The organism is Mycobacterium sp. Dal123C01 (genome assembly GCF_052566995.1).
In genome coordinates this window covers 2240734-2264512 of the sequence record NZ_CP199580.1, presented here as the reverse complement: position 1 = coordinate 2264512, position 23779 = coordinate 2240734, and the positions used below count along the sequence as shown (strand labels likewise).

Below are 23779 nucleotides of genomic sequence, written 5' to 3'. Positions count from 1 at the left end.
AGGTATGTATCCGTAACCGCGTCGCAACCCTGCTTTCGAGCTATTTCCCTGGGGATTTGCTAGCTCACCCCGTCGGCCTGCCCCTACAGCGCCCGCCTTGCCACTTGACCAGCCTGCGCGCCAACGCCCCTCCGGTCCCCCGGCTCTTCCGCCTCCGCCGCGATAGCGCCGACCCGCTCTCGTCATAGCGGCATACCGAAACCCGCTGGGACACAGCGAACCCCGGGCGGCCGAGGCAAACCCTGTAGACAACCCGCGTTGCCTGGTTAGGCCAGGTACGCTCCGATCCGCGGTACCCGCATCATCCCGTGACCCCTAAGGACGCGGTCCGGGCGCCGCGTGGGCGGTTCGCCAAGGAGGACGACCGGTGAGTATGCGTAATGAGTTGCAGCCCAGACGATTCAGAACCGGACACGCATACCTTCGCCGAGTGGTCGCCGCGTCCATGGCCGGCACCGTCGTCGAATGGTACGAATTCTTCCTCTACGGCACCGCAGCAACACTGGTGTTCGGCAAGGTGTTTTTCGCCCAGGGCGGCAACGATCTCGACGCCATCTTTGCCGCCTTCGTGACCTACGCCGTCGGCTTCGCCGCCCGTCCGATCGGCGGCATCGTGTTCGGCCAACTCGGGGACCGGTACGGACGCAAGAAGTTGCTGCAGCTGAGTCTGCTCCTCGTGGGCGTCGCCACCTTCCTGATGGGGTGCCTGCCGACGTTTGCGCAGATCGGATACTGGGCTCCGGCGCTGTTGGTGACGCTGCGCTTCATTCAGGGCTTCGCTGTCGGCGGTGAATGGGGCGGCGCCGTTCTGCTCGTCGCCGAGCACAGCCCGAACGCCAGTCGCGGTTTCTGGGCGAGCTGGCCGCAGGCCGGTGTGCCGGGCGGGAACATGCTCGCCACAGCGGTGCTGCTGGTTCTGACCTCGAACCTGTCGGATGCCGCGTTCCTCAGCTGGGGCTGGCGGGTGGCTTTCTGGTTGTCCGCGATCGTGGTTTTGATCGGCTACTACATCCGCACCAAGGTCACTGACGCCCCGATCTTCCTCGAAGCACAGCGACAAGCTGAGCTCACCAAAGCGACTCACGCCGGCATCCTGGAAGTGTTAAAGCGTTACCCGCGCGGCGTTTTCACTGCTATGGGGCTACGAGTGGGCGAGAACATCATGTACTACCTGGTCGTCACCTTCTCCATCACCTATCTCAAGGTGCATGTCCACGCCAATACCTACTCCATCTTGTGGTGGCTGTTGGTCGCCCACGCCGTGCATTTCGCGGTCATCCCCCTGTTCGGGCGTCTCAGTGACCGATTCGGCAGGCGCCCAGTCTATTTCGTCGGCGCTGTGCTCGCCGGCACCTGGGGGTTCTTCGCATTCCCGATGATGAACAGCGGCAACAACGCGATCATCATGTCCGCGGTCGTCATCGGCTTGGTGTTCCACGGAGTGATGTACGCGGTTCAGCCGTCCACCATGGCCGAGATGTTCCCGACTCGGATGCGGTATTCAGGAGTGTCGCTGGGCTACCAGCTCACGTCGATCGTGGCCGGGTCACTCGCGCCGATCATCGCCGTCCGGTTGCTCGACACCTATAAATCGGCGGTGCCCATCGCGTGGTATCTGGCGGGCGCCGCGTCGGTGAGCGCCGTGGCCGCCGTGGCCGCCCGTGAGACGAAGGGCATCGATCTCGCCGACGTCGACCGCGCCGACGCCCAGGGCGCGGCCGCACAGCCAGCGCCGGTTACTCGGCCTCCGGACCGACCCGAATCGACCGATCTTGTCGAGGGAGCGGTCTAGCCCCGACGGGCCGCTGAGCAGGAAAGATCCCGGTTCGCGCAGGTCACACGACTTCGCCAATCTGGGTGGCCAAGTTGCGTCGCCATGTTTGCCACCGGCCAGGGATGGTAATGCCCCCGAAGGGTGTGCGTGCTCGGCCGGCCGACGCGCCCATCTAGGTCCCGTCGGTTCAGCCCGAGAGCCGACGGGACCGCTATCTTCGGGGGCATCCAGGAGTACCGTGCGCTGGTATGGATAGCTCTGCGATGGTGTGGATTCTCGGCGGCTACCAAAGCGATTTCGCCCGCAACCTGACCAAGGAGAACGGCGACTTCGCGGCGTTGATCGCCGAGGTCGTCGACGGCACACTCGCGGCGGCGAAGGTCGATGCCGCCGACATTGGCGTGGTCCATGTCGCGAACGCCTTCGGCGAGATGTTCGCCGGCCAGGGACACCTCGGCGCGATGCCGGCGACGGTGTGCGAGGGCCTGTGGGACACCCCGGCCTCACGGCACGAGGCGGCATGCGCATCCGGCAGTGTCGCCGCACTGTCGGCGATGGCTGATCTGCGCTCGGGCGCCTACGACACGGCGCTCGTGATCGGGATCGAGCTGGAGAAGACCGTGCCCGGCGACATCGCCGCCCAGCATTTGGGCGCCGCCGCGTGGACCGGCCACGAGGGAGCCGGCGCACGCTATCTGTGGCCGTCGATGTTCGCGCAGGTCGCCGACGAGTACGACCGGCGCTATGGCTTGGACGACACCCATCTGCGGGCGATCGCACAGCTCAACTTCGCCAACGCGCGGCGCAACCCCAACGCCCAGACCCGCGGGTGGACGGTCCCCGAACCGATCACCGATGACGACGCGACCAACCCGATCACCGAAGGGCGGCTGCGGCGGTACGACTGCAGCCAGATGACCGACGGTGGCGCGGGACTGGTCCTGGTCAACGATGCCTACCTGCGGGACCATCCCGATGCCCGCCCGATCGGCCGCATCGAGGGCTGGGGCCATCGCACCGTCGGGCTGGGTCTGCAGCAGAAACTGGACCGGGCCGCAGACGACCCCTACGTACTCCCACACGTGCGGTTCGCGGTGCTCGACGCGTTGCGCCGCGCGCAGGTGACTCTCGACGGCATCGACGGTTTCGAGGTGCACGACTGCTTCACCCCCAGCGAGTACCTGGCGATCGACCACATCGGGCTGACCGGCCCGGGCGAATCGTGGAAGGCCATCGAAAACGGGGAGATCGAAATCGGCGGCCGGCTCCCGATCAACCCCAGCGGCGGGCTGATCGGCGGCGGGCACCCGGTCGGGGCATCCGGTGTGCGGATGCTCCTCGATGCGGCGAAACAAGTCAGCGGCGGGGCCGGTGACTACCAGGTCGAGGACGCAAAGACCTTCGGCACGCTGAATTTCGGTGGCAGCACCGCAACAACCGTCAGTTTCGTCGTCGGCACGATCGAAGGCGCGTGACATGGATGTTGAGATCGTCGGCAAGTTCCTGTCGACCCTGCCAGAAGACGACGACCACCCCTACCGGACCGGTCCGTGGCGACCACAGACCACCGAGTGGGACGCCAACGACCTTGTTGCGGTGGAGGGGGAAATCCCCACCGACCTTGATGGCATCTATCTGCGCAATACCGAGAACCCGCTGCATCCGGCGTTGAAGACCTATCACCCGTTCGACGGCGACGGCATGGTGCACGTGGTCGGCTTCCGGGACGGAAAAGCCTTCTACCGCAACCGCTTTATCCGCACCGACGGATTTTTGGCCGAGAACGACGCCGGTGAGCCGCTGTGGCCGGGGCTGGCCGAACCGGTGCAGTTGGCTCGGCGCGAGGAAGGCTGGGGCGCGCGTACGAAGATGAAGGACGCGTCGAGCACCGACGTCATCGTGCACCGCGGCATCGCGCTGACCAGCTTCTACCAATGCGGTGACCTGTACCGGATCGACCCGTACTCGGCCAACACCCTTGGCAAGGAAAGCTGGAACGGACACTTCCCCACCGACTGGGGCGTGTCCGCGCATCCGAAGGTCGACAACAAAACCGGAGAACTGCTGTTCTTCAACTACAGCAAGCAGGACCCGTACATGCGCTACGGCGTCGTCGACGAAGACAACAAGCTGGCCCACTACGTCGACATCCCGCTGCCCGGTCCGCGTCTGCCCCACGACATGGCGTTCACCGAAAACTACGCCATCCTCAACGATTTTCCGTTGTTCTGGGATCCGCGGCTGCTGGAACACGATGTGCACCTGCCGCGCTTCTACTCCGACATTCCGTCGCGCTTCGCGGTGATCCCGCGCCGCGGCTCCACCGCTGACATCCGATGGTTCGAGGCGGATCCCACGTTCGTGCTGCACTTCACCAACGCCTACGAGGATGGCGACGAGATCGTTCTGGACGGATTTTTCGAGGGCGATCCTCAGCCGCTCGACACCGGGGGAACGAAGCAGGAGAAGCTATTTCGCTTCCTCGCCCTGGATCGTCTGCAGACGCGGCTGCACCGGTGGCGCTTCAATCTCGTCACCGGCGCCGTGAAAGAGGAGCAACTGTCGGACTCGATCACCGAGTTCGGGACCATCAATCCCGGCTACGCGGGCGGCAGCTACCGCTACGCCTACGCCGCGACCGGAAAGCCGGGCTGGTTCCTGTTCGACGGATTGGTCAAACATGACCTGCTCACCGGAAGCCAGGAGAGCATTTCGTTCGGCGACGGTGTCTACGGCAGTGAGACCGCGATGGCGCCGCGCGTGGGCGCCGCCAGTGAAGACGACGGCTATCTGGTCACCCTCACCACCGACATGAACACCGATGCCTCCTATTGCGTGGTGTTCGACGCCGCCCGGGTCGCCGATGGGCCGGTGTGCAAACTGCAACTGCCGGAACGCATTTCCAGCGGAACCCATTCAACGTGGGCGCCGGGCGTACAGTTACGACATTGGGACACCGCCGAGTCGGCGGCGACTGCTGTGGGGCTGTGAACCTCGCGACCCTGCGAGACGTCACCATAAGATGGCCATGAACAACCAAACGCCCCGTCGAACAACACACTGGCCCATGCATTTGGCGCCGATCGGCGCCATCCGCTTCGCTCGCCGGTCGTCGAACTTCGAAGAGACAGTACGGTTTTACCGCGAGCTGGTGGGGCTTCCGCTATTCGAGACGTTCGAGTCCAGCTATGGCAGCAACGGCGCGATTTTCGGCCTGCCAAGCTGGAACCTGACGATGGAGATCGTGGAGGCTCTCGACGGTGACGTCGCGGGCGACGAGCACGAGCAACTGTGCCTGTACTTCCCGGACACGCAGGCACAGCAGGCCGCGATCGCGCGCCTGCAGGAGGCGGGCCTCGAAGAAGTGCAGCAGCACCCGTACTGGGAGGCGACGGGTGCGGTCACCTATCGCGACCCCGACGGCCGCGAAGTCGTGTTCGCGCCGTTCGTGTTCGGCGTCAACGAGCCCGGCGATAGCTCCGTTTCGGGCAAACACGAGTTCCCGTCGGCCTGAGGTCTTACCGGCTCGATCGACCAGACGCGACAGCCGCAATCAGCGACACAACCGAACACGCCACCGCGCCGAGCGCCGCGACCCCGCCGACATAAATCCCGTATTCCGCTGACACCGGCGGGTTGACGTTGAGTTTGTAGTACCACGCGATGAGCGCCACGATCAGCAGCGAAATGATCAGCGCGGCAATCGATGCGAGTTTCACCGACAGGCCGCGGGCCACCATCGCTCCGGCCACCAGCAATGCCGAGGACAGCAGCACAATGAGCTGCCCCGCGCCGAATCCCGGCGGAAGCTGCAGGCTGCCGTGTTTGCCTCCGATCGCACTCGCCCAGCCACCGCCACCGACCGACGTGGTCAGCCACGGCGTCCAGGCACTGGCCGAAACGACCAGGGCAAACAACGCCACCAGCCATCCGGGGCGCAGGCGGCGGGTCATGGGTGCGACCTTAATAGGGCGCCGGACCCGCCGGCGCTCGCCACGCGCAGCCCGGCCGGGGACGTGCCCGTAAGGACAGATTCACCCAGCGGGTTTCACGGCGAGGACCTGGTCCAGACGGTCAGCGGCCGGCGCCACGGTGCCCGTTGCGGCCCGGGTCGGGCTGAGTGTCATGAGCCGTGAACACGGTGACGAATCGTTCCAGGGATTCGTTGATGTCGCGTCTGAGCGTGGCGGCGACGATCATGCCGATCGGCCCGAACAGGGCCGGGCCACCGAGGTGCACGTCGAAGGTGACGACAGATCCGTCGCCTTTCGGCTTGACCTTGGCCATCAGCTTGACCTTGACGCCGCCGACGCCGTCACCATTGAGCGTCATGGCTTCCGGCGGCTTGTAATGCACAATCGTCCATTTGATCCGGTTGAGCATGCCCTTGACCTCGACGATCGATTCGATGACCGTGCCCTTTTGCAGGTCGTCGGGCAACTTGCTGCGCCACACCCGGTGAATACTCAGCCAGTCCTTGAAACGGGACAGGTCGGAGGCGTGCTTCCAGGCCTCCGCCGGCGGCAGCGGTACGTCGATGGATCCGGAGAGTTTCGCCATGCGCTCAGTTCGGCTGGTCGCCCGTGGCCCCGGGGCCGGTGGCCTTCTTGGCCTCTTCCTGCACCTTGTGGATGGTGTCGGAGTACTTGCCCTGGGTCTTGTCGTCAACGAACTCGCCGGCCTTGTCGATCGCCGTCTCGACCTTGTCGGCGTTCTGCGCCAACAGGTCCTTTGCCTTGTCCAGGAATCCCATGCGCTGTCCCTTCCCCGCGGATCCCCAGGGCCGCCGGGGATCCTTCTTTGCTGGTAGAACCCTACTTGCCGGTGTCTGGACCGCCCTCATCGCCCTAGTCGGCCGGCGCCCGCCACAACCGCGGCTCGATCCCGAGCATCCTGGCCCGGATCCACCACGTCGCCTCGATCGCGGCGGCGCCCAGCACCCCGATCCCCAGGGCAGTCGATGTGACCGCCAGATTCGACGGGTCGAGCAGAAACTTCTTCTGCGCCAGCGGGATGCTGAAGATCGCGACATAGGCCAGTCCGCAGGCTGTCACCAGTGCGACCCGCCACCACTGGTAGGGACGCGCCACCACCGCCAGCACCCACAGCGCGGTTACCAGCAGGGTGATCAGCGCGGCGGTCGACGCTTGCTCCTGTTCGGCCAAAGTGGCATGTCGGCCCCGGTAGGCCACCAGGTAGGAAACGAAGGTCGCGGTGCCGACCGTCAACCCGGACGGCAGTGCCGAGGTCAGGACGCGGCGGATGAAGCCGGGATAGGCGCGCTCGTTATTGGGCGCCAGCGACAGGATGAACGACGGGATGCCGATGGTGAACCAGGCGGCGATGGTGACGTGGATCGGCTGAAACGGGTAGAGCAGCGGATCCGCCTTGAGCGTATTGGACAACAGGCATTCGATGCCTACGAACAGCGCGAGCAGCACCGAGTACACCGTCTTCGTCAGAAACAGGTTGGCGACTCGTTCGATGTTGCCGATCACCCGCCGACCCTCGCCGACGACGTAGGGCAGCGTTGCAAACTTGTTGTCCAGCAACACGATCTGCGCCACCGCGCGCGATGCCGGGCTGCCGGCGCCCATCGCCACGCCGATGTCCGCATCCTTGAGTGCCAGCACGTCGTTGACGCCGTCGCCGGTCATCGCGACGGTGTGCCCGTGCGCTTGCAGCGCATGCACGATGGCGCGTTTCTGATCGGGCCGCACCCGACCGAAGGTGGTGTAGGCGTCCAGGGTGTCGGCCAATTCCCCTGTTTCCCTGGGTAATTGGCGCGCGTCCATCGCCTCGCCATGCAGCCCGAGCTGGGCCGCAACAGCACCGACCGATACGGCATTGTCACCGGAGATCACCTTCACCGAAACATCTTGGGCGGCAAAGTACTCCAATGTTTCGCGAGCGTCCGGGCGCACCTTCTGCTCCAGCACCACCAGCGCGACCGGCGTAACGCGACCCGGTGCGCTCGGATCGTCCACGGCGATGTCGGCTGCGCCGAGCAGCAGTACCCGCAACCCGCGCGCTCCGATCTGTTCGGCTTGCGCGGCGGCCGCCGAAGCCGGGTCGAGCAGCACATCGGGCGCGCCGATCACCCAGTTGCCGTGGTCGGAGTAGGACACGCCGCTCCACTTGGTGGCGGACTTGAAAGGCGCTGTCGCCGTGGCGATCCAGTCCGGCGGCTGGTCATAGGTCTCGGCGATCGCCCGCATGCTGGCATTGGGACGGGCATCGGCCACAGCCAGCGCTGCCAGCGCATCCGGAACGGCCGCTGACTGTTGACCGGCAAGTTCGACGACATCGGAGATCCGCATACCACTTTCGGTCAGCGTGCCCGTCTTGTCGGCGCACACGACGTCGACGCGGGCCAATCCCTCGATCGCGGGCAACTCCTGGACCAGGCAGCGACGCTGCCCGAGCCTGATGACGCCGACCGCGAACGCGATCGACGTCATCAGCACCAGGCCTTCGGGCACCATCGGCACCAGCGCGCCCACCGTGCGCAGCACGGACTCCCGCCACCCCACATGCGTGGTGAACAACTGCGTGTAGATCGTCAGCAGGCCGGCCGGCACCAAAAGATAGGTGATGAACTGCAGGATCCGGTTAATACCATTGCGCAGTTCGGATTTCACCAGCGTGAACTTGCTGGCCTCCTCGGCGAGCTTGGCGGCGTAAGCGGCCGGGCCGACCTTGGTGGCGCGATAGGCACCGGTGCCGGCGACGACGAAACTGCCGGACATGACCGCGTCGCTGACATCCTTGCCGATCGGATCCGCCTCCCCGGTCAGCAGCGATTCGTCGACCTCCAGGTTCTGCGCCTCGAGTACCTCGCCATCGACGACAATCTGGTCCCCGGGCCCGAGCTCGATGACATCGTCGAGCACCACCTCGCTAGGCAGCAGCGTCCGAGTCCCGGATTGCCTGCGCACCAAAGGTTTCGCCTGCCCGACGATCGCTAATCTGTCGAGCGTCTGCTTGGCCCGAATCTCCTGGACCATCCCGATGACGCTGTTGGCGATGATGAGCAGGCCGAACAGCCCGTTGATGACCGAACCGGTCGCCAGCACGATCACCAGCAGCACGCCCAAGATCGCATTGATCCGGGTGAAAACGTTGGCGCGCACGATGTCCGCGATGCTGCGGGCGGCGCGTGCCGGAACCGCGTTGCTGTTCCCGTCGGCTACCCGCTGCGCCACCTCGGCGTCGGTTAGCCCGCTGTTCATCGGGTGAACGTTCCCAACTTGTCGGTGTCGTAGTACTCCACGTTCAGCGTGTCCCCGGCGAAGGTCACCTTGGAAATCGTTCCAGGAGGCGCATTTTCGTCGATGATCGAGAAAGTGAAGGTGTCGCCGTCCCAGTGCGCGAGGGGATACGCCTGATTCTTCGGACCCAGTGCGAGCTCGAGTTGCCCGTTGTTCTGGGTCACCACCGCCGGCCCCCAGTAGTCGCTGGCGTAGACGCCCAGGTAGTCGGTGAGCGGTCGGGCCGGTGCCGGGTTCGCGGGCGGCTGCTTGCCGACCAGCGAGCCCTCCGGGTTGTTCATCGGGGCGATCACATGGTTGTACAGCGCCGCCCAGTCCTCGCGAATCTGCGCGTACTGCACCAGATCCATGAATTGCGCGGTCAGAGTTTCCGGAATGCCGTAGGGGGCACCGTTGGTCAGCGCGATGATGCCGACGTCCTCGGAGGGCATCACGACAAAGTTCGTCGCCGCACCCGACGAGAATGCCCCAGAGTGGCTGTACACGGTGCGCCCCGAAGAGGTCACCGAGGCGTTGAACCCACGACCATAGGTGCTGGCCCGGGCTTTTGGCGAGGTCGCAGCGATCGAGATGACCTGCGGGGTGATCGCGGGTAGCAGGGCCTCGGGCGAGGTGATCTGCTGACCGTTGTACGTTCCGTTCGCCATCACCATCGTCAGCCAGCGCGCCATGTCATTGAGCGACGAACTCACCCCGCCCGCGGGTGTCTGCGGATCCGGATCGCGCTGGAAGCGCGGCTCCCACTTGTCTGCCACTTTGACGTGATCCACCGCGTGATTGGGCCTGGCCAGGTAATCGGCGTACTTCGAACTCGTCGACGCCATCCCGAGCGGGCGGTAGAGCACCTCGTCCGACAGGTCCTCCCACGATTTACCCGCGGCGGCCGCCACCGCCTCGGCGGCCGCGGTCAAGCCAAAGTTGGTGTAGGCGTAGCTGCTTCGAAAAGGCGCCAGCGGCAGGTACTTCAGCCGCTCCAGAACCTGCCGGCGGTCGTACCCGAGATCCTCCAGCTTGTCGCCGGCGTGATCGGGCAGCCCGGAGCGGTGCGAGTACAGGTCGGCGATGGTCAGATGGCCGGTGACGTAGGGATCCGACAGCGTGAACCACGGCAGCTTGGCCACCACCGGCGTGTCCCAGGTGACAACGTTGTTGGTCACTTCGTGCGCCACCACGGTCGCGCCCACCGATTTCGACACCGAAGCCAGCTGGAAGACGGTGTCAGCGTCGACCTTGTTGTCTTGACCGTTGCCCTTGCTCGCATCCTTCACGCCGAAACCTTTGGCGTACACGGTCTTTCCACCCCGGACGACGGCCACGGACATGCCCGGGACACCCGTGGTCCGCATCAGGTCGTTGACCAGGCCGTCGACCTTCGCAATGGCAAGGTCGATGCGGCCGGGCGGAATGTCCAGACCCGACACTTCGTTGGGCGGTGCCTCAGACAACGCGGAGGGTGGGCTCGAGACGGGTTGCCCAGATCCGCATCCGACCAACGCCAGCAAAACCACCACGGCAGCGGCAAGGGCCGCGCGTCTCGTCATGCCCGCAGACTTTAGTCTCGCCGCAGCGAATCAGGGCCGCCACCACGGGTTGAATCTCAAGGGCTTCGACGGATCAATACGTTGACCCGGCGCGGGTATCGCCACCTTGACTTCAGCGGCTTCCGCGGCCGCGAGCAGTCGCTCGACCGGCTCGGCCCACGGATGTGGGGCCAGCCGGAAGGTGCCCCAGTGGATGGGCACCAGCAGTCCCGACCCGGGCGCCGTGACTTGCAGGTGGGCCTGGACGGCCTCCTCGGGGTTCATGTGAACGTCCGAGGCGATCGAGTTGTAGGCACCGATGGGTAGCAGGGTCAGATCGAACGGTCCGTGGTCGGCGCCGATCTGCTCGAAGCTCTTGGTGTAGCCGGTGTCGCCGCCGAAATACGCGCGGTGACTCGGGCCGATGATTCCCCAGGATGCCCACAACGTGGTGTTGCGGTCCAGGAAGCGCCCCGAAAAGTGCCGTGCCGGCAGGCAAGTCAGGGTGAGCTCGTCGACGTGACCGCTCTCGTGCCAGTCGAGTTCGACGATGCGGTGCTCGGGTACGCCCCATGCGCGAAGGTGAGCACCCACTCCGAGTGGGACGAAGAACGGGGCCCGCTGGGTGTGGGCCAGCGCGACGATGGTGTCGATGTCGAGATGGTCGTAGTGGTCATGGCTGATCACCACGGCGTCGACGGCGGGCAGTGCTTCGAGTTGCACCGGGGGCGGATGCAGCCGCTCCGGGCCCACCACGTCTGACGGCGAGCAGCGGTCGCTCCAGACCGGATCGGTGAGCACCCGGTAGCCGTCGACCTCCAACAGCGCCGTCGAGTGGCCGAACCAGCTCACGGCCAGTGGGCTGGCGTCGCCTTCGAAAGTCCCCGGTGCGGCCAACGGAATCGGCGCAGGTGGTCGGCTCTTGCCGCGCCCACCCAAAAACTCCGCCGCGATCTGCCCCAGTTGCGCACGGTCCACATTGAAGATCGACGCCGGGTCGAGGTTGACGAAGACGCCGTCACGGTAGTTCGGCGACCGCTCTGCCACCGCCCGAATCGAGGTCGGGTCGGCACCGAGAGCGGACGGCGCGCCGTGCAGCGCGCGCAACATCCACCCTCCAGCGGCCAGCGTGACCGTGCCGGCGGCTAGGCGGAATGCTGCGCGCACCATGACTGTCAGGCCCCCTGGAACTTCGGCGGTCGCTTCTCTATCCGGGCGACTTGCGCTTCGATGACGTCCTGGCTGCCCCAGGCCTTATCGAAGAGCTCCTTATGCACCGGATCCGCCTCCTCGAGAGCGTCGTCGTTGAGTACCCGCTTGGCGTGCTGGATCGCCAGCGGCGCCAGCCCGGTGGTCTCGGCGGCCCAGGCCTGGGCGTCTTCCAGCGTCCCGATCCGGTTGGCCATTCCGGTCTGCAGCGCCGTCTCGGCGGTCAACTTCTCCGCGGTCAGCAGCATCGCCCGGGCCCGGCCGTGACCGACCAGCGACGAGAGCCGCCGGATGCTCCAGTTATCCAGGGCGAGGCCGTATTTCGACGTAGGAAACTGAAAATACGCCTCCGGGGCGACGACCCTCAGATCGCATTGCATGGCCAGCTGCAGGCCCGCGCCGATGGCGGGTCCGTTGATGGCGCCGATCACCGGGATGGGAGCCGCATCCAGGGCCTTGTGCAGTTCGATGAGCCGGTCTGGGTAGTCGGCGGCGAAGGCGTCGCCGCTCAGGTCCGCGCCGGCGCAGAACACCGTGCCCTGGCCGGTCAGCACAATCGCGCGGGTCGACCCGTCCCCGGACTTCAACACGGCCTCACGCAGCTCGTCGACGAGTTGTGAGTTCAGGGCGTTGCGGCGTTCTGGACGCTGCAACTCGATGGTCATAACCGCTTCGACCTGCGTGATACCGATCATGGGCGCCAGCCTATATAGCCTCGAGTCGTGAGTCGCATCACGACCGACCAACTGCAGGATGCGGTGCTGGACGAAGGCTCTTTCGTGAGCTGGGACAGCGAGCCGCTGGCCATACCGATCAGCGAGGCCTACGCCCGCGAGCTCGCCGACGCCCGGGCCGCCACCGGGCTGGACGAGGCGGTGCTGACCGGCGAGGGGCGAATACACGGGCGCCGGGTGGCGGTCGTGGTCTGCGAGTTCAGCTTCCTCGGCGGCTCGATCGGGGTTGCGGCGGCCGAACGGATCACCAACGCCGTGCAGCGCGCCACGGCCGAGCGGCTCCCGTTGCTGGCCTCGCCGAGCTCCGGCGGTACCCGCATGCAAGAGGGCACGGTCGCATTTCTGCAGATGGTCAAGATCGCCGCGGCCGTCAGGCTCCACAAGCAGGCCCACCTGCCCTACCTGGTTTACCTGCGGAACCCGACGACGGGCGGTGTTTTCGCGTCGTGGGGCTCGCTGGGTCACGTCACCGTCGCCGAGCCGGGCGCGCTGATCGGCTTCCTCGGGCCGCGGGTGTACGAGCTGCTCTACGGCGAACCGTTCCCGGCGGGCGTCCAGACCGCGGAGAACCTGCAGCGGCACGGGGTGATCGACGGCGTCGTCGCCATTGACGAGCTGCGCCGCACGGTGGATCGCGCCCTGACGGTCATCGCCGATGCACCCAAGCCGCTACCCGCCCCGCAGCCCGCCGGATCGATACCCGATGTGCCGGCGTGGGATTCGGTGCTCGCGTCGCGGCGACCGGACCGACCGGGTGTCGGGCATCTGCTGCGCCACGGCGCCACCGACCGGGTGCTGTTGTCCGGTACCGGCAGCGGCGAGGCGGCGACCACCCTGTTGGCGCTGGCTCGATTCGCCGGGCAACCGGCAGTGGTTCTCGGCCAGCAGCGGCTCACCGGCGGGCTGGTCGGGCCCGCGTCGTTGCGGGAAGCCCGCCGCGGCATGGCGCTGGCCGCCGAGTTGCGGCTGCCGTTGGTGCTGGTGATCGACACCGCGGGCCCCGCGTTGTCGGCCGAAGCAGAACAGGGCGGGCTGGCCGGTCAGATCGCCCAGTGCGTGGCCGAGCTGGTGACGCTGGATACCCCGACGGTGTCGGTGCTGCTGGGCCAGGGCAGCGGTGGCCCGGCGCTTTCGATGCTGCCCGCCGACCGGGTGCTGGCCGCGCTGCACGGCTGGCTGGCCCCGCTGCCACCCGAGGGTGCCAGCGCGATCGTCTTCCGCGATACCGAACATGCCCCTGAACTTGCTGCGGCCCAAGGTATTCGGTCGGCTGACCTGCTGCGGTCCGGGATCGTCGACGCCATCGTGCCGGAGCTTCCCGACGCCGCCGACGAGCCGATCGAGTTCTCCCAGCGACTAGCCAGCGCCATCGCCGCCGAGGTACACGCGCTGCGCGACATACCCAGCGCCGAGCGCATCACCGCACGACTGGGCCGCTACCGCGGCATCGGATTGCCCTGAGATAGTTAGGCCGTCAGTCCTCCGGCAGCCCGAGGTAGCGCTGAATCGTCGGGCCGATCCATTCGACGATCTCGTCACGGCTCATCTCGACGACGGGCGGAAGTCGTAACACGAAGCGGCACAGCGCCATACCCAGAATTTGAGTCGCGATCAGCCCGGCCCGCGCGCCGGATTCCTCGTCAGATACGAAGCACGCGGCGAGCGGCTGCATTTGGGTTCGGAATATCTCCTGCATCCGTTGCGCAGCGTCGCCGTTGGTGGCACTGGACCGCAGCAAGATCACCAACGCATCGTCCTCCCAGCGATCGAGAAAGTGCCGGACCAGCGTCGGCCCTACCTGCGCGCGGTCCATCGTCGCGACATCGGGGAACCTCAGGTCGAACTCCGCGGCGGCCGCGAACAGTTGGTCTTTGCTGCCGTAGTACCGCATCACCATCGCCGGATCGACCCCGGCGTCCGCGGCAATCCCCCGGATCGTGGCCCCCTGGAAGCCGACCGACCCGAACCGCGCCCGGGCCGCCGCCAGAATCACCGCCTTGGTCTGTTCCGACGATCGCCTCATGTCAACAACTGTAGGCCAACAACTGTTGACATCGGGCGCTCGACGCGCCAGCATGGACTTATGCCAACAAGCGTTGACTAGTTCCCTAAGCTTCTGCGAGAGGAGCCGAAACCATGAACGACACCGATGTCCTGGTCGTAGGCGCCGGACCCACCGGGCTCACGCTTGCCGCGTCGCTCGTCGCCGGCGGGATCCGGACGGTAGTGACCGACAAGCTTGCCCAAGGCGCGAACACCTCCCGCGCGGCCGCGGTCAACGCCCGCACACTCGAGGTGCTCGAAGACCTCGACGTGGCGCGGCGAATGGTCAAAGCCGGGCTGATCGCACCGCGCTTCACCGTGCGGGAGGGCCCGCGCGTATTGATTCCGGTCGACTTCAGCGGACTTCCGACGCAGCATCCGTACACACTGATGCTCTCGCAGGCCGACACCGAGCGGCTGCTGCTGGAGCGATTGCACGAACTGGGCGGTGAGGTGATCCGGCCTAAGACGCTGCGCCGCGTCATGCAGGACACCGACGGTGTCACGGCCACCTTCGAAGATGGCGAGAGCATTCGGGCCGGCTACATCGTCGGCGCCGACGGCATGCACAGCACGGTTCGCGAGCAAGCCGGAATCGGTTTTGCCGGTGGTGAGTTCGCGGAATCTTTCGTACTTGCCGACGTTCGGGTGTCCGGGGAGGCACCACGCGACGAGGTCATCCTGTTCTACGCCAACGAGGGGCTGAACGTGCTGGCCCCGCTGCCGGACAACATCTTTCGCATCGTCGCGCCGACTTCGGAGGCACCACCGGAGCCGTCGGCAGCATTCGTCCAGTCGCTACTGGATACCCGGGGCTTCGGGCCGGGCCGGACGGTGGTCACCGAGTTACTGTGGGGGACCCGGTTCCGGATCCACCACCGCGTTGCCGACGACTATCGAGCCGGTCGCATACTGCTAGCCGGCGACGCCGCCCATGTGCACAGCCCCGCTGGCGGCCAGGGCATGAATCTCGGTATTGCCGACGGGATTTCACTGGCCGCGGCGCTGTCTGAGGTTATGCACGGCGGATCCGATGCGGCATTGGACCGCTACTGCACAGTTCAGCACCGCAGGGCCGAGCAGGTACTCAGACTGACCGGCCGACTGACCCGGATCTCGACGCTGCCGCGCTCCTTACGCCCGGTCCGTAACGCGGGAATGCGCCTGGCTGCGCAGGTTCCCGCTGTGCGACGGCAGCTGGCGTTGCAGTTGAGCGGCCTGCGGTACCGCTGATCTGCCACCGCATCCCGAACAGCGACGGTGAGTTCGTTCGCCGCTGTGAATCAGCTCGGCGGGCGTGCCGTCGGCGACGATGTGGCCCTGCTCGCCCAGCACCAGCACCCGATCGACGTTTTCGACCACATCCAACCGGTGGGCGATGATCAGGGCGGTGCGGTCGGCGAGCACGGTCTCCAGCGCGTGTTGCACCATGCGTTCGCCGGGGACGTCCAGCGCCGACGTCGCCTCGTCCACGATCAGCACCGCCGAGTCGGCCAGGAATGCGCGGGCCAGGGCAATGAGCTGACGCTGACCCGCCGACAGCTGGACCCCGCCGTTGCTGACCTCGGTCTGGTACCCCATGGGAAGAGCGGCAATGAAAAGGTCGGCGCCGATCGCGGCGGCCGCATCCCTGACCTCGGTGTCGGTGGCATCGGGGCGGCCAAACCGGATGTTGTCGGCGATCGTGCCGGTGAACAGGAAGCTTTCCTGTGCGGCCAGCACCACATTGCGGCGCAGATCGGCGTGCGCGAGATCGCGAAGATCGACACCGTCCAAGGTGATCGATCCCGAGGTCGGGTCGTAGAACCTGGCCAGCAGTTTGGCGATGGTGGACTTACCGGTGCCGCTGCGTCCCACCAGCGCCACCGTCTGACCGGCGGGCACCGTCACCGACAGCCCGGAGAGCACCGGCTGGCCCGGCACGTAGCTGAAATGCACGTCATCGAAGATGACTGTGCCAGCGGCAAAGTCGGTTGCGCATGCCTCACCCGAACGCGCCAAAGGCATCTCGGGTTCCGCGATCGCCGTGCGTCTGTTGAGGGCAGCGGCCAACTTCTCCAGCGCTGACGTCGCGGCCTGAAATGCATTGAAGAAATGGGTGATCTCGTGCAGCGGCTCGAAAAACATCCGCAGGTAGAGCAGAAAGGCAGCGAAGGTGCCGATCGTCATATCGCCATTGAGCACCCGGCTGCCACCGTAAAGAATCACCACTCCGGTGGTGAGGTTGCCGATCACCTTCACCCCGGGGGTGAAGACGGCCATCAGCTTCAAGGACTTGACCAGGATCGCCCGGTACTGGTCAGCGATGTCCTCGAAGACGCGCTGGGTCCGCGGCTCACTGCGGTAGGCCTGTAGGGCCTTGATGCCCGCCATCGTCTCGATGAACTGCATGATGACCAGCGCGGTGCTCTCTCGCACCTCGCGGTAAGTTCTCGCCGATTGGAGGCGGAACCATACGCCCAGGACCAGCAGGATCGGGAAAACCGCCAGGCACATCAGTCCCAGCCGCCAGTCCAGGATGAGCAGCAGGATCGCTACTCCCAGTGGTGTGAGCGCGGCGGTGATCAAGCAGTCGAAGCCGGCGAACAACATGTCGTCGACGGCTTCGACGTCGTTGGTCAGCCGGGTCACGACTCGGCCGGTGGTGTAGCGCTCGTGAAAGGCGATGTCGAGCCGCTGGAAGTGCCGGAACACCCGACGGCGTAGGTCCAGCAACACTTTCTGGCGGAGTCGCCCGGCGCGGTTCAGGAAAAACCAGCGGCTGATGCCGTGCACCACCACCACACCGCACAGCGCACCAACGATGAGCACCAGTCCGCGTGCCGAGCCGCCGTGCGTGACCGCCGGAATTCCGTGGTCGATGCCGCCCCGGACCAGCATTGGAACCGAAAGCCGCGCAGCGTTTTCCAATAGCGCGACCCCCAGGATCAGCCCGAGGGTCAGCGCGTGCGGCCGCAGCAGCGAACCCAGCAGGGCCCTCGCGTCCCGCCCGCGGGTCTGGGTCTCCTCGATGGCCGGATCGGGAGAGTTGGGGGCTGCTTCGTCATTGCCGACCAGAATGGGCCTGGTGTCCAGCGTGGTCATCGATGCTCCGTCATCTTCATTGCGAAATCCGTTGTTGTACAGTCGATGACGTCGTTGTCATGTCCACGATGGGCGGTCAACAGGTAGCGGTATTGCGGCACCTGAGCGAAAAGCTCCGCATGCGTCCCGAGATGGGTGATAGTCGGCCCGGCCTCGTCGTCTCCCAGCAACGCCACCCGATCGGCGAGCAGCAGAGTGGACAGCCGGCGCGCGACGATGATGCCCGTGACCCCCTCGAGCGCCACCCGCAGCGCCTCGGTGATCTCGGTCTCGGTAAGCGCGTCGAGCCCGGACAGGGCGTCGTCGATCACCAGCAGCTTGGGCGTCGCGACGATTGCGCGGGCAAGACACAACCGCTGGCGCTGCCCGCCGGAGAGCCGCAGGCCCTGGTCCCCGATGCGGGTGTCGAGCCCAAACGGCAGGTCGTCGACGAACCGCGCCGCAGCGATGTCGATGGCCACGGCCAATTCCGCGTCGGTGGCGTCCGGCCGGCCCAGCCGTAGGTTCTCGGCCACCGACATCGAGAACACCGTCGGGTCCTCGAACGCCGTGCATACCGATCGGCGCAGCGACGACAGCGACATGTCCCGGATATCCTGGCCGTCCAGGAGAATTTGCCCCTCCGATGCCTCATAGATTCGGGAAAACATCGCTGTGAGAAGGGATTTCCCTGCACCGGTGGCGCCGACGAGGGCTACCGTCTCGCCCGCCTCGACGGCCAACGTGACGTGGCGGAGCAACCACTTGTCGCCTCCTGCCGAGTCCGGTACCCGAAAGCCCACATCGCGCAGCTCGAGGCGCCCGGCCCCGACCGGTTCCGGGTTGGGCCCGTCGGTGATCTCGCAGGGTGCATCGAAGATTTCGGCGATCCGGTTCGCCGCCGTCATCGCCTCCTGGGTCATTGAGAGGAGAAAGCCCATCGAGGCGACCGGCCAGACCAGCGACAGCGTCATGGTGATGAAGGCAGCCAGCGTGCCGATCGTGACCAGACCGTGGCCCGCCGCGTACGCACCGAAACCCAGCAGCACCACGAGGGCCACATTGGGAATCACCTCGAGCAAGGTCCAAAATTTCGCCGCCACCGACACCTTGGCGCGCCCGATCTCGTACATCCTGCTGGCTTGCGCGTCGAACCGCTCGAATACGTGGTCCTCGCGGCCGAATGCCAGGACTACCCCGCGACCCAGCGCCGACTCCTCGACATGCGTTGCGAGGTGGCCGGATTGGTCTTGGGCCTGCCGCGACAGACGGGTGAACTCCCCCTGATAGTGCAGCACGGTGGCCATGATCGGCACGATCGACCCCAGCACGACGAGGCCCAACGGCCAGTACATCACCAGCAGGCACACTGTCACCGCGGTGATTTGCAGGACGTTGAGCAGCATGAACACCGCTCCGAACGACATCAAATCGCGGATAGTGGACAAATCGCTCATAATCCGCGATACCAATTGGCCGGTTTGCCATCGATGGTGAAACGACATCGGCAGCGTCTGCAGGCGGGCGTGCAGGTCCCGGCGGATATCCGTCTCGACGCCCATCGTGGCATGCGCGGTGAACCAGCGGCGGATGAACAACATCACCGCGTCGCCCAGCCCGAGAGTCGTTGCCGCGATGCCCAGCACCCACAAACCGCTCGGGTCGTGGTGGCGCACCGGCCCGTCGATAACGGCTCTGGTCATGATCGGGATGCCCACCGTGGCAACGAGACTGGTGATCGCAACCAACACGATGACGATCCAGCGCGCGCGGTGGGGAACCAGGTAGGGAAGCAGCCGCTTCAGGTCCGACACCGCCCCCGGGCGTTTAGGCGCAGTGGCGATCGCAGACGATGAGCGAAGCACAGATATATCCGGCGGGCCCATGGCCTCAGTCACAACGATTCCGTCTCTCAAGTTCCTTTGCGGCCAGTGGCACCGAAATCGAAGGGCCGCAACGACAACGCTGACCAAGACCCCGAATGTCTCGGCCTGCCACCTGGATTCGATCATGGCATGGTGTCATCGGCGGCCAGTCGCGGCGGAGACTCGAAAGCGTAACCATTTAGGCATCCGACCCCTCCCCTGTGACCCATCGCGGGCAACAATCCTGCAAGATGGTCGGCATGGACACTGGCGGGACGACCGCACCTCGCGTCTTGGTCGTTGACGACGACGCCGATGTGCTCGCCTCGCTGGAACGCGGCCTGCGGCTATCCGGCTTCGAAGTCTCCACCGCCGTCGACGGGGCCGAGGCCTTGCGCAGCGCCACCGAGACCCGACCGGACGCGATCGTGCTGGATATCAACATGCCCGTGCTGGACGGCGTCAGCGTCGTCACCGCCCTGCGCGCCATGGACAACGACGTTCCGGTCTGCGTGCTGTCCGCCCGCAGCTCGGTCGACGACCGCGTGGCCGGCCTGGAGGCCGGTGCCGACGACTACCTGGTCAAACCGTTCGTGCTGGCCGAACTGGTCGCGCGGGTCAAGGCGCTGCTGCGCCGCCGCGGGGCCACCGCGTCGTCGTCGTCGGAAACCATCACGGTGGGGCCGCTGGAAGTGGACATCCCCGGCCGGCGGGCCCGGGTCAACGGCGTCGACGTCGACCTGACCAAGCGTGAGTTCGACCTGCTGGCCGTGCTGGCCGAGCACAAGACCGCGGTGCTGTCCCGCGCACAGCTGTTGGAGCTGGTGTGGGGCTATGACTTCGCCGCCGACACCAACGTCGTCGACGTGTTCATCGGGTACTTGCGCCGCAAGCTGGAGGCCAACGGCGGCCCGAGGTTGCTGCACACCGTCCGCGGAGTTGGGTTCGTGCTGCGGATGCAGTAGCGATGCACTAGATAGCGATCGCCATGAAATTCCTATCGCGGATCTTGGCCCGAACGCCCTCGTTGCGGACCCGGGTGGTGCTCGCGACAGCCATCGGCGCCGCGATTCCAGTACTCATCGTCGGCACCGTCGTCTGGGTCGGGATCACCAACGACCGCAAGGAACGGCTGGACCGCCGGCTCGATGAGGCAGCGGGTTTCGCGATCCCGTTCGTTGGCCGCGGGCTGGCTGAAATCCCGCGCTCACCCAGCGACCGGGACGCGATCATCACTGTGCGCCTCGGCCAAGTGGTCGAGTCGAATTCCGACGTCACGCTGCCCAAGCTCAACGGCGACTACGCCGATGCCTTCGTCCATGGGGTGCGCTATCGAGTGCGCACGGTGGAGATCCCTGGGCCCGGGCCGAGATCGCTGGCCGTTGGCGCGACGTATGACGCCACCCTCGCCGAGACCAACAACCTGCATCGCAGGGTGCTGTTGATCTGCGGTTTTGCCATCTTCGCGTCGATGGTGTTTGCGTGGCTGCTGGCCTCGTTCGCGGTGCGTCCGTTCAAACAGCTTGCGCAGCAAACCCGGCTGATCGACGCGGGCGACGAGGCACCACGGGTCGAAGTGCACGGCGCCACCGAGGCCGTCGAGATCGCCGAGGCCATGCGCGGCATGCTGCAACGCATCTGGAACGAGCAGAACCGCACCAAGGAGGCCCTGACCTCGGCGCGTGATTTCGCTGCCGTGTCCTCCCACGAACTGCGCACTCCGCTGACCGCGATGCGCACCAACCTCGAGGTGTTGTCGACCCTGGACATGCCCGACGACCAGCGCAAAGAGGTGATCAGCGACGTCATCCGCACCCAGTCCCGGATCGAGACAACCCTGAGTGCGCTCGAGCGGTTGGCGCAGGGCGAACTGTCGACTTCGGACGATCACGTGCCGGTCGACATCACCGACCTGCTGGACCGCGCCGCCCACGACGCCACCCGCGTCTACCCCGACCTCGATGTATCCCTGGTGCCGTCACCCACCTGCATCATCGTTGGGATGCCGGCCGGATTGCGTCTCGCCGTCGACAATGCGATCGCCAACGCCGTCAAGCATGGCGGCGCCACCCGCGTCCAGTTGTTGGCGGTCAGCTCGCGCGCCGGAGTGGAGATCGCCGTCGACGACAACGGCAGCGGGCTGCCCGAAAGCGAGCGCCAAGTGGTTTTCCAACGGTTCGCCCGCGGGTCGACGGCCTCGCACTCGGGGTCGGGTCTCGGGCTGGCCCTGGTCGCCCAGCAGGCCCACCTGCACGGCGGGACGGCTTCGCTGGAAGACAGCCCGCTGGGCGGCGCGCGGCTCCTGCTGCGTCTGCCCGCCCCCAGTTAAAGCCCGACCCTCGTGGTCATTTCCGCGAGTTGTGGTGCCGCGGCGTGAAGCCGGCCCGCAAAGCGGAGTCTTCGTCCTTGAACCAGACCTGGGCAACCATTGGGTCGTACGTGGGGTTGTCCGGGACGTAGTAAAGGCGGGTATCCGAACGCGCCTTGACCAACCATCCCGCCGGGCCGCGGCCATCGGGGGCGGATTGTGCGGAGCCGGGTCCGTAGGGCGCTGGCGGCGCCACCGGGATCTTCTTCGTCGGCGATTCCTGAGCAGCCGGAACCTGCTCTTGTGGAACGCTTTTCGTGATCGGAATCTTTGTCGTCCGCGACTCGACATCCGTGGGGATCTGCGTGGTCGGCGATTCGGACACAATCCTTGTCGTCGGAGGGTCCGGTATCAGCGAGTTATCGACCGGAACGTCCAGTGGCACTTCGTGTTTGACGGGTCGCCTCAAGAGCGCGAGCGTCAGCACCAACCCCATCGCAAAGGACAAGCCGAATAGCCACCAGTGCACGTGATTCATCGTCGCGCACCTATCAACGCCGCGATCACCCACGCGACTGCCGATCCCGCCACGAAGGCCAGCAGATACCACAACCATTGGATCACGAAATCCATGCCGATCCTCCTTAGCTGACCACGATTTCGACGCGGCGATTCTTGGCTCGGCCATCGGGGGTGTCGTTCGTGGCGACCGGGTTGATCGAACCGAGGCCCCTAACGGTCAGGCGATCGCCGGTAACACCTTGGGCGACAAGGAAATCGGCGACCGTTTGGGCGCGGTTGTTGCTCAGCGGGACATTGACCGCCTGGGTGCCGGAATCGTCGGTGTAGCCGTTGATCGTCGCGTGCGCGTTCGGGCACGCCTTCAGCTTGGCCGCCACCTGAGTCAGAATCTGATCATCGGCCGGGGTCAGGCTGAATCCGTCGTTTCCGAAGGTGATCGGCCCGCCGGTCGCGGTATTGACGGCCGTTTGCAGATCGCCGCACGGGGCTGCAGGTGCCGGAGGTGCCGACGGTGGAGCCGAGCCGGCAACCGCAAGCTGGTCAACGACATTCAGATTCGACCAGGTGTGTGCGGCTTCCCGCTCGATCGTGTTCTTCTGATCTTGCGACGCGGCAGTTCCGGTCAGGGTGATGCTGTCCCCGTTGACCGTGAGATTGAAGTCGGTAATCGACGCGCTGTTCTTGAAAACCGATCCGGCGTTTGAGAAATCGAGGGCGTCGACATTCGGGTTGAGCAGGATTTGGTCGACGATGTTGACGCCGGCAGGCAGTGCGTTTTTCAGCACCTTCGTCAGCACGGCTTTTGCGGAATCATCGGGAAAATCACCGGTGAGGGTTATGTCATTGCCGTTGCGGGCAATTGAAAGCGGCGCCAAGGACAACGGCGGCTTACCGGCCTTACTCGATGATGCGGCCGCCGGCGGTGCCCCGGCCGGCCGGGGCCGCTCGAATGCGCCATGGCCGATTGCCGCGATCAGTAGCGGAATAACCACCAAGCCAATCAGCCACGGAAGGCCCAGCGAGCGCCGGTGGGAAATCGAGGCCCGCCGCGCGTCGGCGGTCACGGCCGCGTGGCCGAAACGCGCCCGTAAGCCCAAGACTGACCCCTCCTCGATGCACTTGCCGGGACGCGTGCGTCCTGCGGGCGATATGCAGCCTACCGACTCGGCCCTGCAACACCGCCTGCGTCGGGCACACTAGAGCAATGGGCGATGGCAGGAAACCGACCGACAGCGAGACCCTGGTGCACATTCGCAACCTGGTTGCCGAGGAGAAAGACCTACGGGCACAGCTGCAGCACCGCGACATCAGCGAGTCCGAGGAGCACGACCGGCTGCGCCGGGTCGAGGTCGAACTCGACCAGTGCTGGGACCTGCTGCGTCAGCGGCGCGCGCTGCGGGAAACCGGTGGCGATCCGCGCGAGGCCGCGGTGCGCCCCCCCGACCAGGTCGAGGGCTATCTCGGCTAGAG

At 65.9% G+C, this 23779-nt stretch carries 21 protein-coding genes and 1 pseudogene; 9 read left to right on the top strand and 13 right to left on the bottom strand.

Annotated features, from left to right (window positions below; genetic code table 11):
• Nucleotides 1-373: 373 nt before the first annotated feature.
• From ACTXG5_RS10900 to ACTXG5_RS10885, 4 genes are all read left to right on the top strand, one after another.
• Nucleotides 374-1792, top strand: coding sequence for an MFS transporter (locus ACTXG5_RS10900; RefSeq protein ID WP_445164360.1), 1419 nt, complete (start codon nucleotides 374-376; stop codon nucleotides 1790-1792).
• A gap of 230 nt (nucleotides 1793-2022) precedes the next feature.
• A complete protein-coding gene (locus tag ACTXG5_RS10895; RefSeq protein WP_445163664.1) occupies nucleotides 2023-3249 on the top strand; it encodes an acetyl-CoA acetyltransferase in 1227 nt (408 codons plus the stop codon).
• A gap of 1 nt (nucleotide 3250) precedes the next feature.
• Complete coding sequence (locus tag ACTXG5_RS10890; RefSeq protein WP_445163663.1) at nucleotides 3251-4765, top strand: carotenoid oxygenase family protein; 1515 nt, start codon at nucleotides 3251-3253, stop codon at nucleotides 4763-4765.
• A 37-nt stretch (nucleotides 4766-4802) separates the two neighbouring features.
• Nucleotides 4803-5288 carry a VOC family protein gene (locus tag ACTXG5_RS10885; RefSeq protein ID WP_445163662.1) on the top strand — a complete coding sequence of 162 codons (486 nt, stop codon included), beginning with the start codon at nucleotides 4803-4805 and terminating at the stop codon, nucleotides 5286-5288.
• A gap of 4 nt (nucleotides 5289-5292) precedes the next feature.
• On the opposite strand, the gene ACTXG5_RS10880 is transcribed toward ACTXG5_RS10885, so the two are convergent.
• From ACTXG5_RS10880 to ACTXG5_RS10850, 7 genes are all read right to left on the bottom strand, one after another.
• The gene (locus ACTXG5_RS10880) at nucleotides 5293-5727 is read right to left on the bottom strand and encodes a hypothetical protein (protein ID WP_445163661.1); all 435 of its coding nucleotides are present in this window, start codon (nucleotides 5725-5727) and stop codon (nucleotides 5293-5295) included.
• 121 nt (nucleotides 5728-5848) lie between these two features.
• Entirely contained in the window at nucleotides 5849-6334 is a 486-nt protein-coding gene (locus tag ACTXG5_RS10875) for a type II toxin-antitoxin system Rv0910 family toxin (protein WP_445163660.1), read from the bottom strand.
• Nucleotides 6335-6338: 4 nt separating this feature from the next.
• A complete protein-coding gene (locus tag ACTXG5_RS10870) occupies nucleotides 6339-6527 on the bottom strand; it encodes an antitoxin (RefSeq protein WP_445163659.1) in 189 nt (62 codons plus the stop codon).
• 94 nt (nucleotides 6528-6621) lie between these two features.
• Entirely contained in the window at nucleotides 6622-9006 is a 2385-nt protein-coding gene (locus tag ACTXG5_RS10865) for a cation-translocating P-type ATPase (RefSeq protein ID WP_445163658.1), read from the bottom strand.
• Nucleotides 9003-10586, bottom strand: a complete 1584-nt coding sequence (locus tag ACTXG5_RS10860) for a serine hydrolase (protein WP_445163657.1) — start codon at nucleotides 10584-10586, stop codon at nucleotides 9003-9005. Before ACTXG5_RS10860 ends, ACTXG5_RS10865 begins: the two co-directional genes overlap by 4 nt.
• 30 nt (nucleotides 10587-10616) lie before the next feature.
• Entirely contained in the window at nucleotides 10617-11735 is a 1119-nt protein-coding gene (locus tag ACTXG5_RS10855; protein ID WP_445163656.1) for an MBL fold metallo-hydrolase, read from the bottom strand.
• A gap of 5 nt (nucleotides 11736-11740) precedes the next feature.
• On the bottom strand, nucleotides 11741-12469 hold the full coding sequence (locus ACTXG5_RS10850) for an enoyl-CoA hydratase (protein WP_445163655.1): 729 nt from the start codon (nucleotides 12467-12469) through the stop codon (nucleotides 11741-11743).
• A gap of 27 nt (nucleotides 12470-12496) precedes the next feature.
• Between ACTXG5_RS10850 and ACTXG5_RS10845 the strand changes: the two genes are divergently transcribed.
• The gene (locus ACTXG5_RS10845; protein ID WP_445163654.1) at nucleotides 12497-13969 is read left to right on the top strand and encodes a carboxyl transferase domain-containing protein; all 1473 of its coding nucleotides are present in this window, start codon (nucleotides 12497-12499) and stop codon (nucleotides 13967-13969) included.
• A 13-nt stretch (nucleotides 13970-13982) separates the two neighbouring features.
• On the opposite strand, the gene ACTXG5_RS10840 is transcribed toward ACTXG5_RS10845, so the two are convergent.
• A complete protein-coding gene (locus ACTXG5_RS10840; RefSeq protein ID WP_445163653.1) occupies nucleotides 13983-14531 on the bottom strand; it encodes a TetR/AcrR family transcriptional regulator in 549 nt (182 codons plus the stop codon).
• 113 nt (nucleotides 14532-14644) lie between these two features.
• On the opposite strand from ACTXG5_RS10840, the gene ACTXG5_RS10835 reads away from it, so the two are divergent.
• Nucleotides 14645-15784 (top strand): FAD-dependent oxidoreductase, encoded by a 1140-nt coding sequence (locus ACTXG5_RS10835; protein ID WP_445163652.1) that lies wholly within the window; start codon nucleotides 14645-14647, stop codon nucleotides 15782-15784.
• On the opposite strand, the gene ACTXG5_RS10830 is transcribed toward ACTXG5_RS10835, so the two are convergent.
• Entirely contained in the window at nucleotides 15686-17635 is a 1950-nt protein-coding gene (locus ACTXG5_RS10830; RefSeq protein ID WP_445163651.1) for an ABC transporter ATP-binding protein, read from the bottom strand. The genes ACTXG5_RS10835 and ACTXG5_RS10830 overlap by 99 nt on opposite strands.
• Entirely contained in the window at nucleotides 17632-19500 is a 1869-nt protein-coding gene (locus tag ACTXG5_RS10825) for an ABC transporter ATP-binding protein (RefSeq protein WP_445164359.1), read from the bottom strand. Before ACTXG5_RS10825 ends, ACTXG5_RS10830 begins: the two co-directional genes overlap by 4 nt.
• A 230-nt stretch (nucleotides 19501-19730) precedes the next feature.
• Between ACTXG5_RS10825 and prrA the strand changes: the two genes are divergently transcribed.
• Together prrA and ACTXG5_RS10815 are read left to right on the top strand one after the other, a co-directional pair.
• Nucleotides 19731-20444, top strand: a complete 714-nt coding sequence (gene prrA / locus ACTXG5_RS10820; RefSeq protein ID WP_313861551.1) for a two-component system response regulator PrrA — start codon at nucleotides 19731-19733, stop codon at nucleotides 20442-20444.
• 23 nt (nucleotides 20445-20467) lie between these two features.
• The gene (locus tag ACTXG5_RS10815; RefSeq protein WP_445163650.1) at nucleotides 20468-21808 is read left to right on the top strand and encodes a HAMP domain-containing sensor histidine kinase; all 1341 of its coding nucleotides are present in this window, start codon (nucleotides 20468-20470) and stop codon (nucleotides 21806-21808) included.
• 16 nt (nucleotides 21809-21824) lie between these two features.
• Here ACTXG5_RS10815 and arfC read toward each other — a convergent pair whose 3' ends face one another.
• The 3 genes and pseudogenes from arfC to arfA all read right to left on the bottom strand — a co-directional run bounded on the left by arfC (nucleotide 21825) and on the right by arfA (nucleotide 23406).
• The gene (gene arfC / locus ACTXG5_RS10810; RefSeq protein WP_445163649.1) at nucleotides 21825-22325 is read right to left on the bottom strand and encodes a channel accessory protein ArfC, sunset domain variant; all 501 of its coding nucleotides are present in this window, start codon (nucleotides 22323-22325) and stop codon (nucleotides 21825-21827) included.
• A gap of 14 nt (nucleotides 22326-22339) precedes the next feature.
• A pseudogene (arfB, locus tag ACTXG5_RS10805) lies at nucleotides 22340-22420 on the bottom strand (channel accessory protein ArfB); the annotation flags it as partial.
• Between the two features lie 11 nt (nucleotides 22421-22431).
• Nucleotides 22432-23406 (bottom strand): channel-forming protein ArfA/OmpATb, encoded by a 975-nt coding sequence (gene arfA / locus ACTXG5_RS10800; RefSeq protein ID WP_445163648.1) that lies wholly within the window; start codon nucleotides 23404-23406, stop codon nucleotides 22432-22434.
• Between the two features lie 107 nt (nucleotides 23407-23513).
• Between arfA and ACTXG5_RS10795 the strand changes: the two genes are divergently transcribed.
• Complete coding sequence (locus ACTXG5_RS10795; RefSeq protein ID WP_445163647.1) at nucleotides 23514-23777, top strand: DUF2630 family protein; 264 nt, start codon at nucleotides 23514-23516, stop codon at nucleotides 23775-23777.
• Nucleotides 23778-23779 lie beyond the last annotated feature (2 nt).

Bases quoted from the DNA above. Each gene is read 5' to 3' on its own strand.
- ACTXG5_RS10900 (WP_445164360.1), top strand. From the start codon at position 374: ATGCGTAATGAGTTGCAGCCCAGACGATTCAGAACCGGACACGCATAC.
- ACTXG5_RS10895 (WP_445163664.1), top strand. From the start codon at position 2,023: ATGGATAGCTCTGCGATGGTGTGGATTCTCGGCGGCTACCAAAGCGAT.
- ACTXG5_RS10890 (WP_445163663.1), top strand. From the start codon at position 3,251: ATGGATGTTGAGATCGTCGGCAAGTTCCTGTCGACCCTGCCAGAAGAC.
- ACTXG5_RS10885 (WP_445163662.1), top strand. From the start codon at position 4,803: ATGAACAACCAAACGCCCCGTCGAACAACACACTGGCCCATGCATTTG.
- ACTXG5_RS10880 (WP_445163661.1), bottom strand. From the start codon at position 5,727: ATGACCCGCCGCCTGCGCCCCGGATGGCTGGTGGCGTTGTTTGCCCTG.
- ACTXG5_RS10875 (WP_445163660.1), bottom strand. From the start codon at position 6,334: ATGGCGAAACTCTCCGGATCCATCGACGTACCGCTGCCGCCGGCGGAG.
- ACTXG5_RS10870 (WP_445163659.1), bottom strand. From the start codon at position 6,527: ATGGGATTCCTGGACAAGGCAAAGGACCTGTTGGCGCAGAACGCCGAC.
- ACTXG5_RS10865 (WP_445163658.1), bottom strand. From the start codon at position 9,006: ATGAACAGCGGGCTAACCGACGCCGAGGTGGCGCAGCGGGTAGCCGAC.
- ACTXG5_RS10860 (WP_445163657.1), bottom strand. From the start codon at position 10,586: ATGACGAGACGCGCGGCCCTTGCCGCTGCCGTGGTGGTTTTGCTGGCG.
- ACTXG5_RS10855 (WP_445163656.1), bottom strand. From the start codon at position 11,735: ATGGTGCGCGCAGCATTCCGCCTAGCCGCCGGCACGGTCACGCTGGCC.
- ACTXG5_RS10850 (WP_445163655.1), bottom strand. From the start codon at position 12,469: ATGATCGGTATCACGCAGGTCGAAGCGGTTATGACCATCGAGTTGCAG.
- ACTXG5_RS10840 (WP_445163653.1), bottom strand. From the start codon at position 14,531: ATGAGGCGATCGTCGGAACAGACCAAGGCGGTGATTCTGGCGGCGGCC.
- ACTXG5_RS10835 (WP_445163652.1), top strand. From the start codon at position 14,645: ATGAACGACACCGATGTCCTGGTCGTAGGCGCCGGACCCACCGGGCTC.
- ACTXG5_RS10830 (WP_445163651.1), bottom strand. From the start codon at position 17,635: ATGACCACGCTGGACACCAGGCCCATTCTGGTCGGCAATGACGAAGCA.
- ACTXG5_RS10825 (WP_445164359.1), bottom strand. From the start codon at position 19,500: ATGGGCCCGCCGGATATATCTGTGCTTCGCTCATCGTCTGCGATCGCC.
- prrA (WP_313861551.1), top strand. From the start codon at position 19,731: ATGGTCGGCATGGACACTGGCGGGACGACCGCACCTCGCGTCTTGGTC.
- ACTXG5_RS10815 (WP_445163650.1), top strand. From the start codon at position 20,468: ATGAAATTCCTATCGCGGATCTTGGCCCGAACGCCCTCGTTGCGGACC.
- arfC (WP_445163649.1), bottom strand. From the start codon at position 22,325: ATGAATCACGTGCACTGGTGGCTATTCGGCTTGTCCTTTGCGATGGGG.
- ACTXG5_RS10795 (WP_445163647.1), top strand. From the start codon at position 23,514: ATGGGCGATGGCAGGAAACCGACCGACAGCGAGACCCTGGTGCACATT.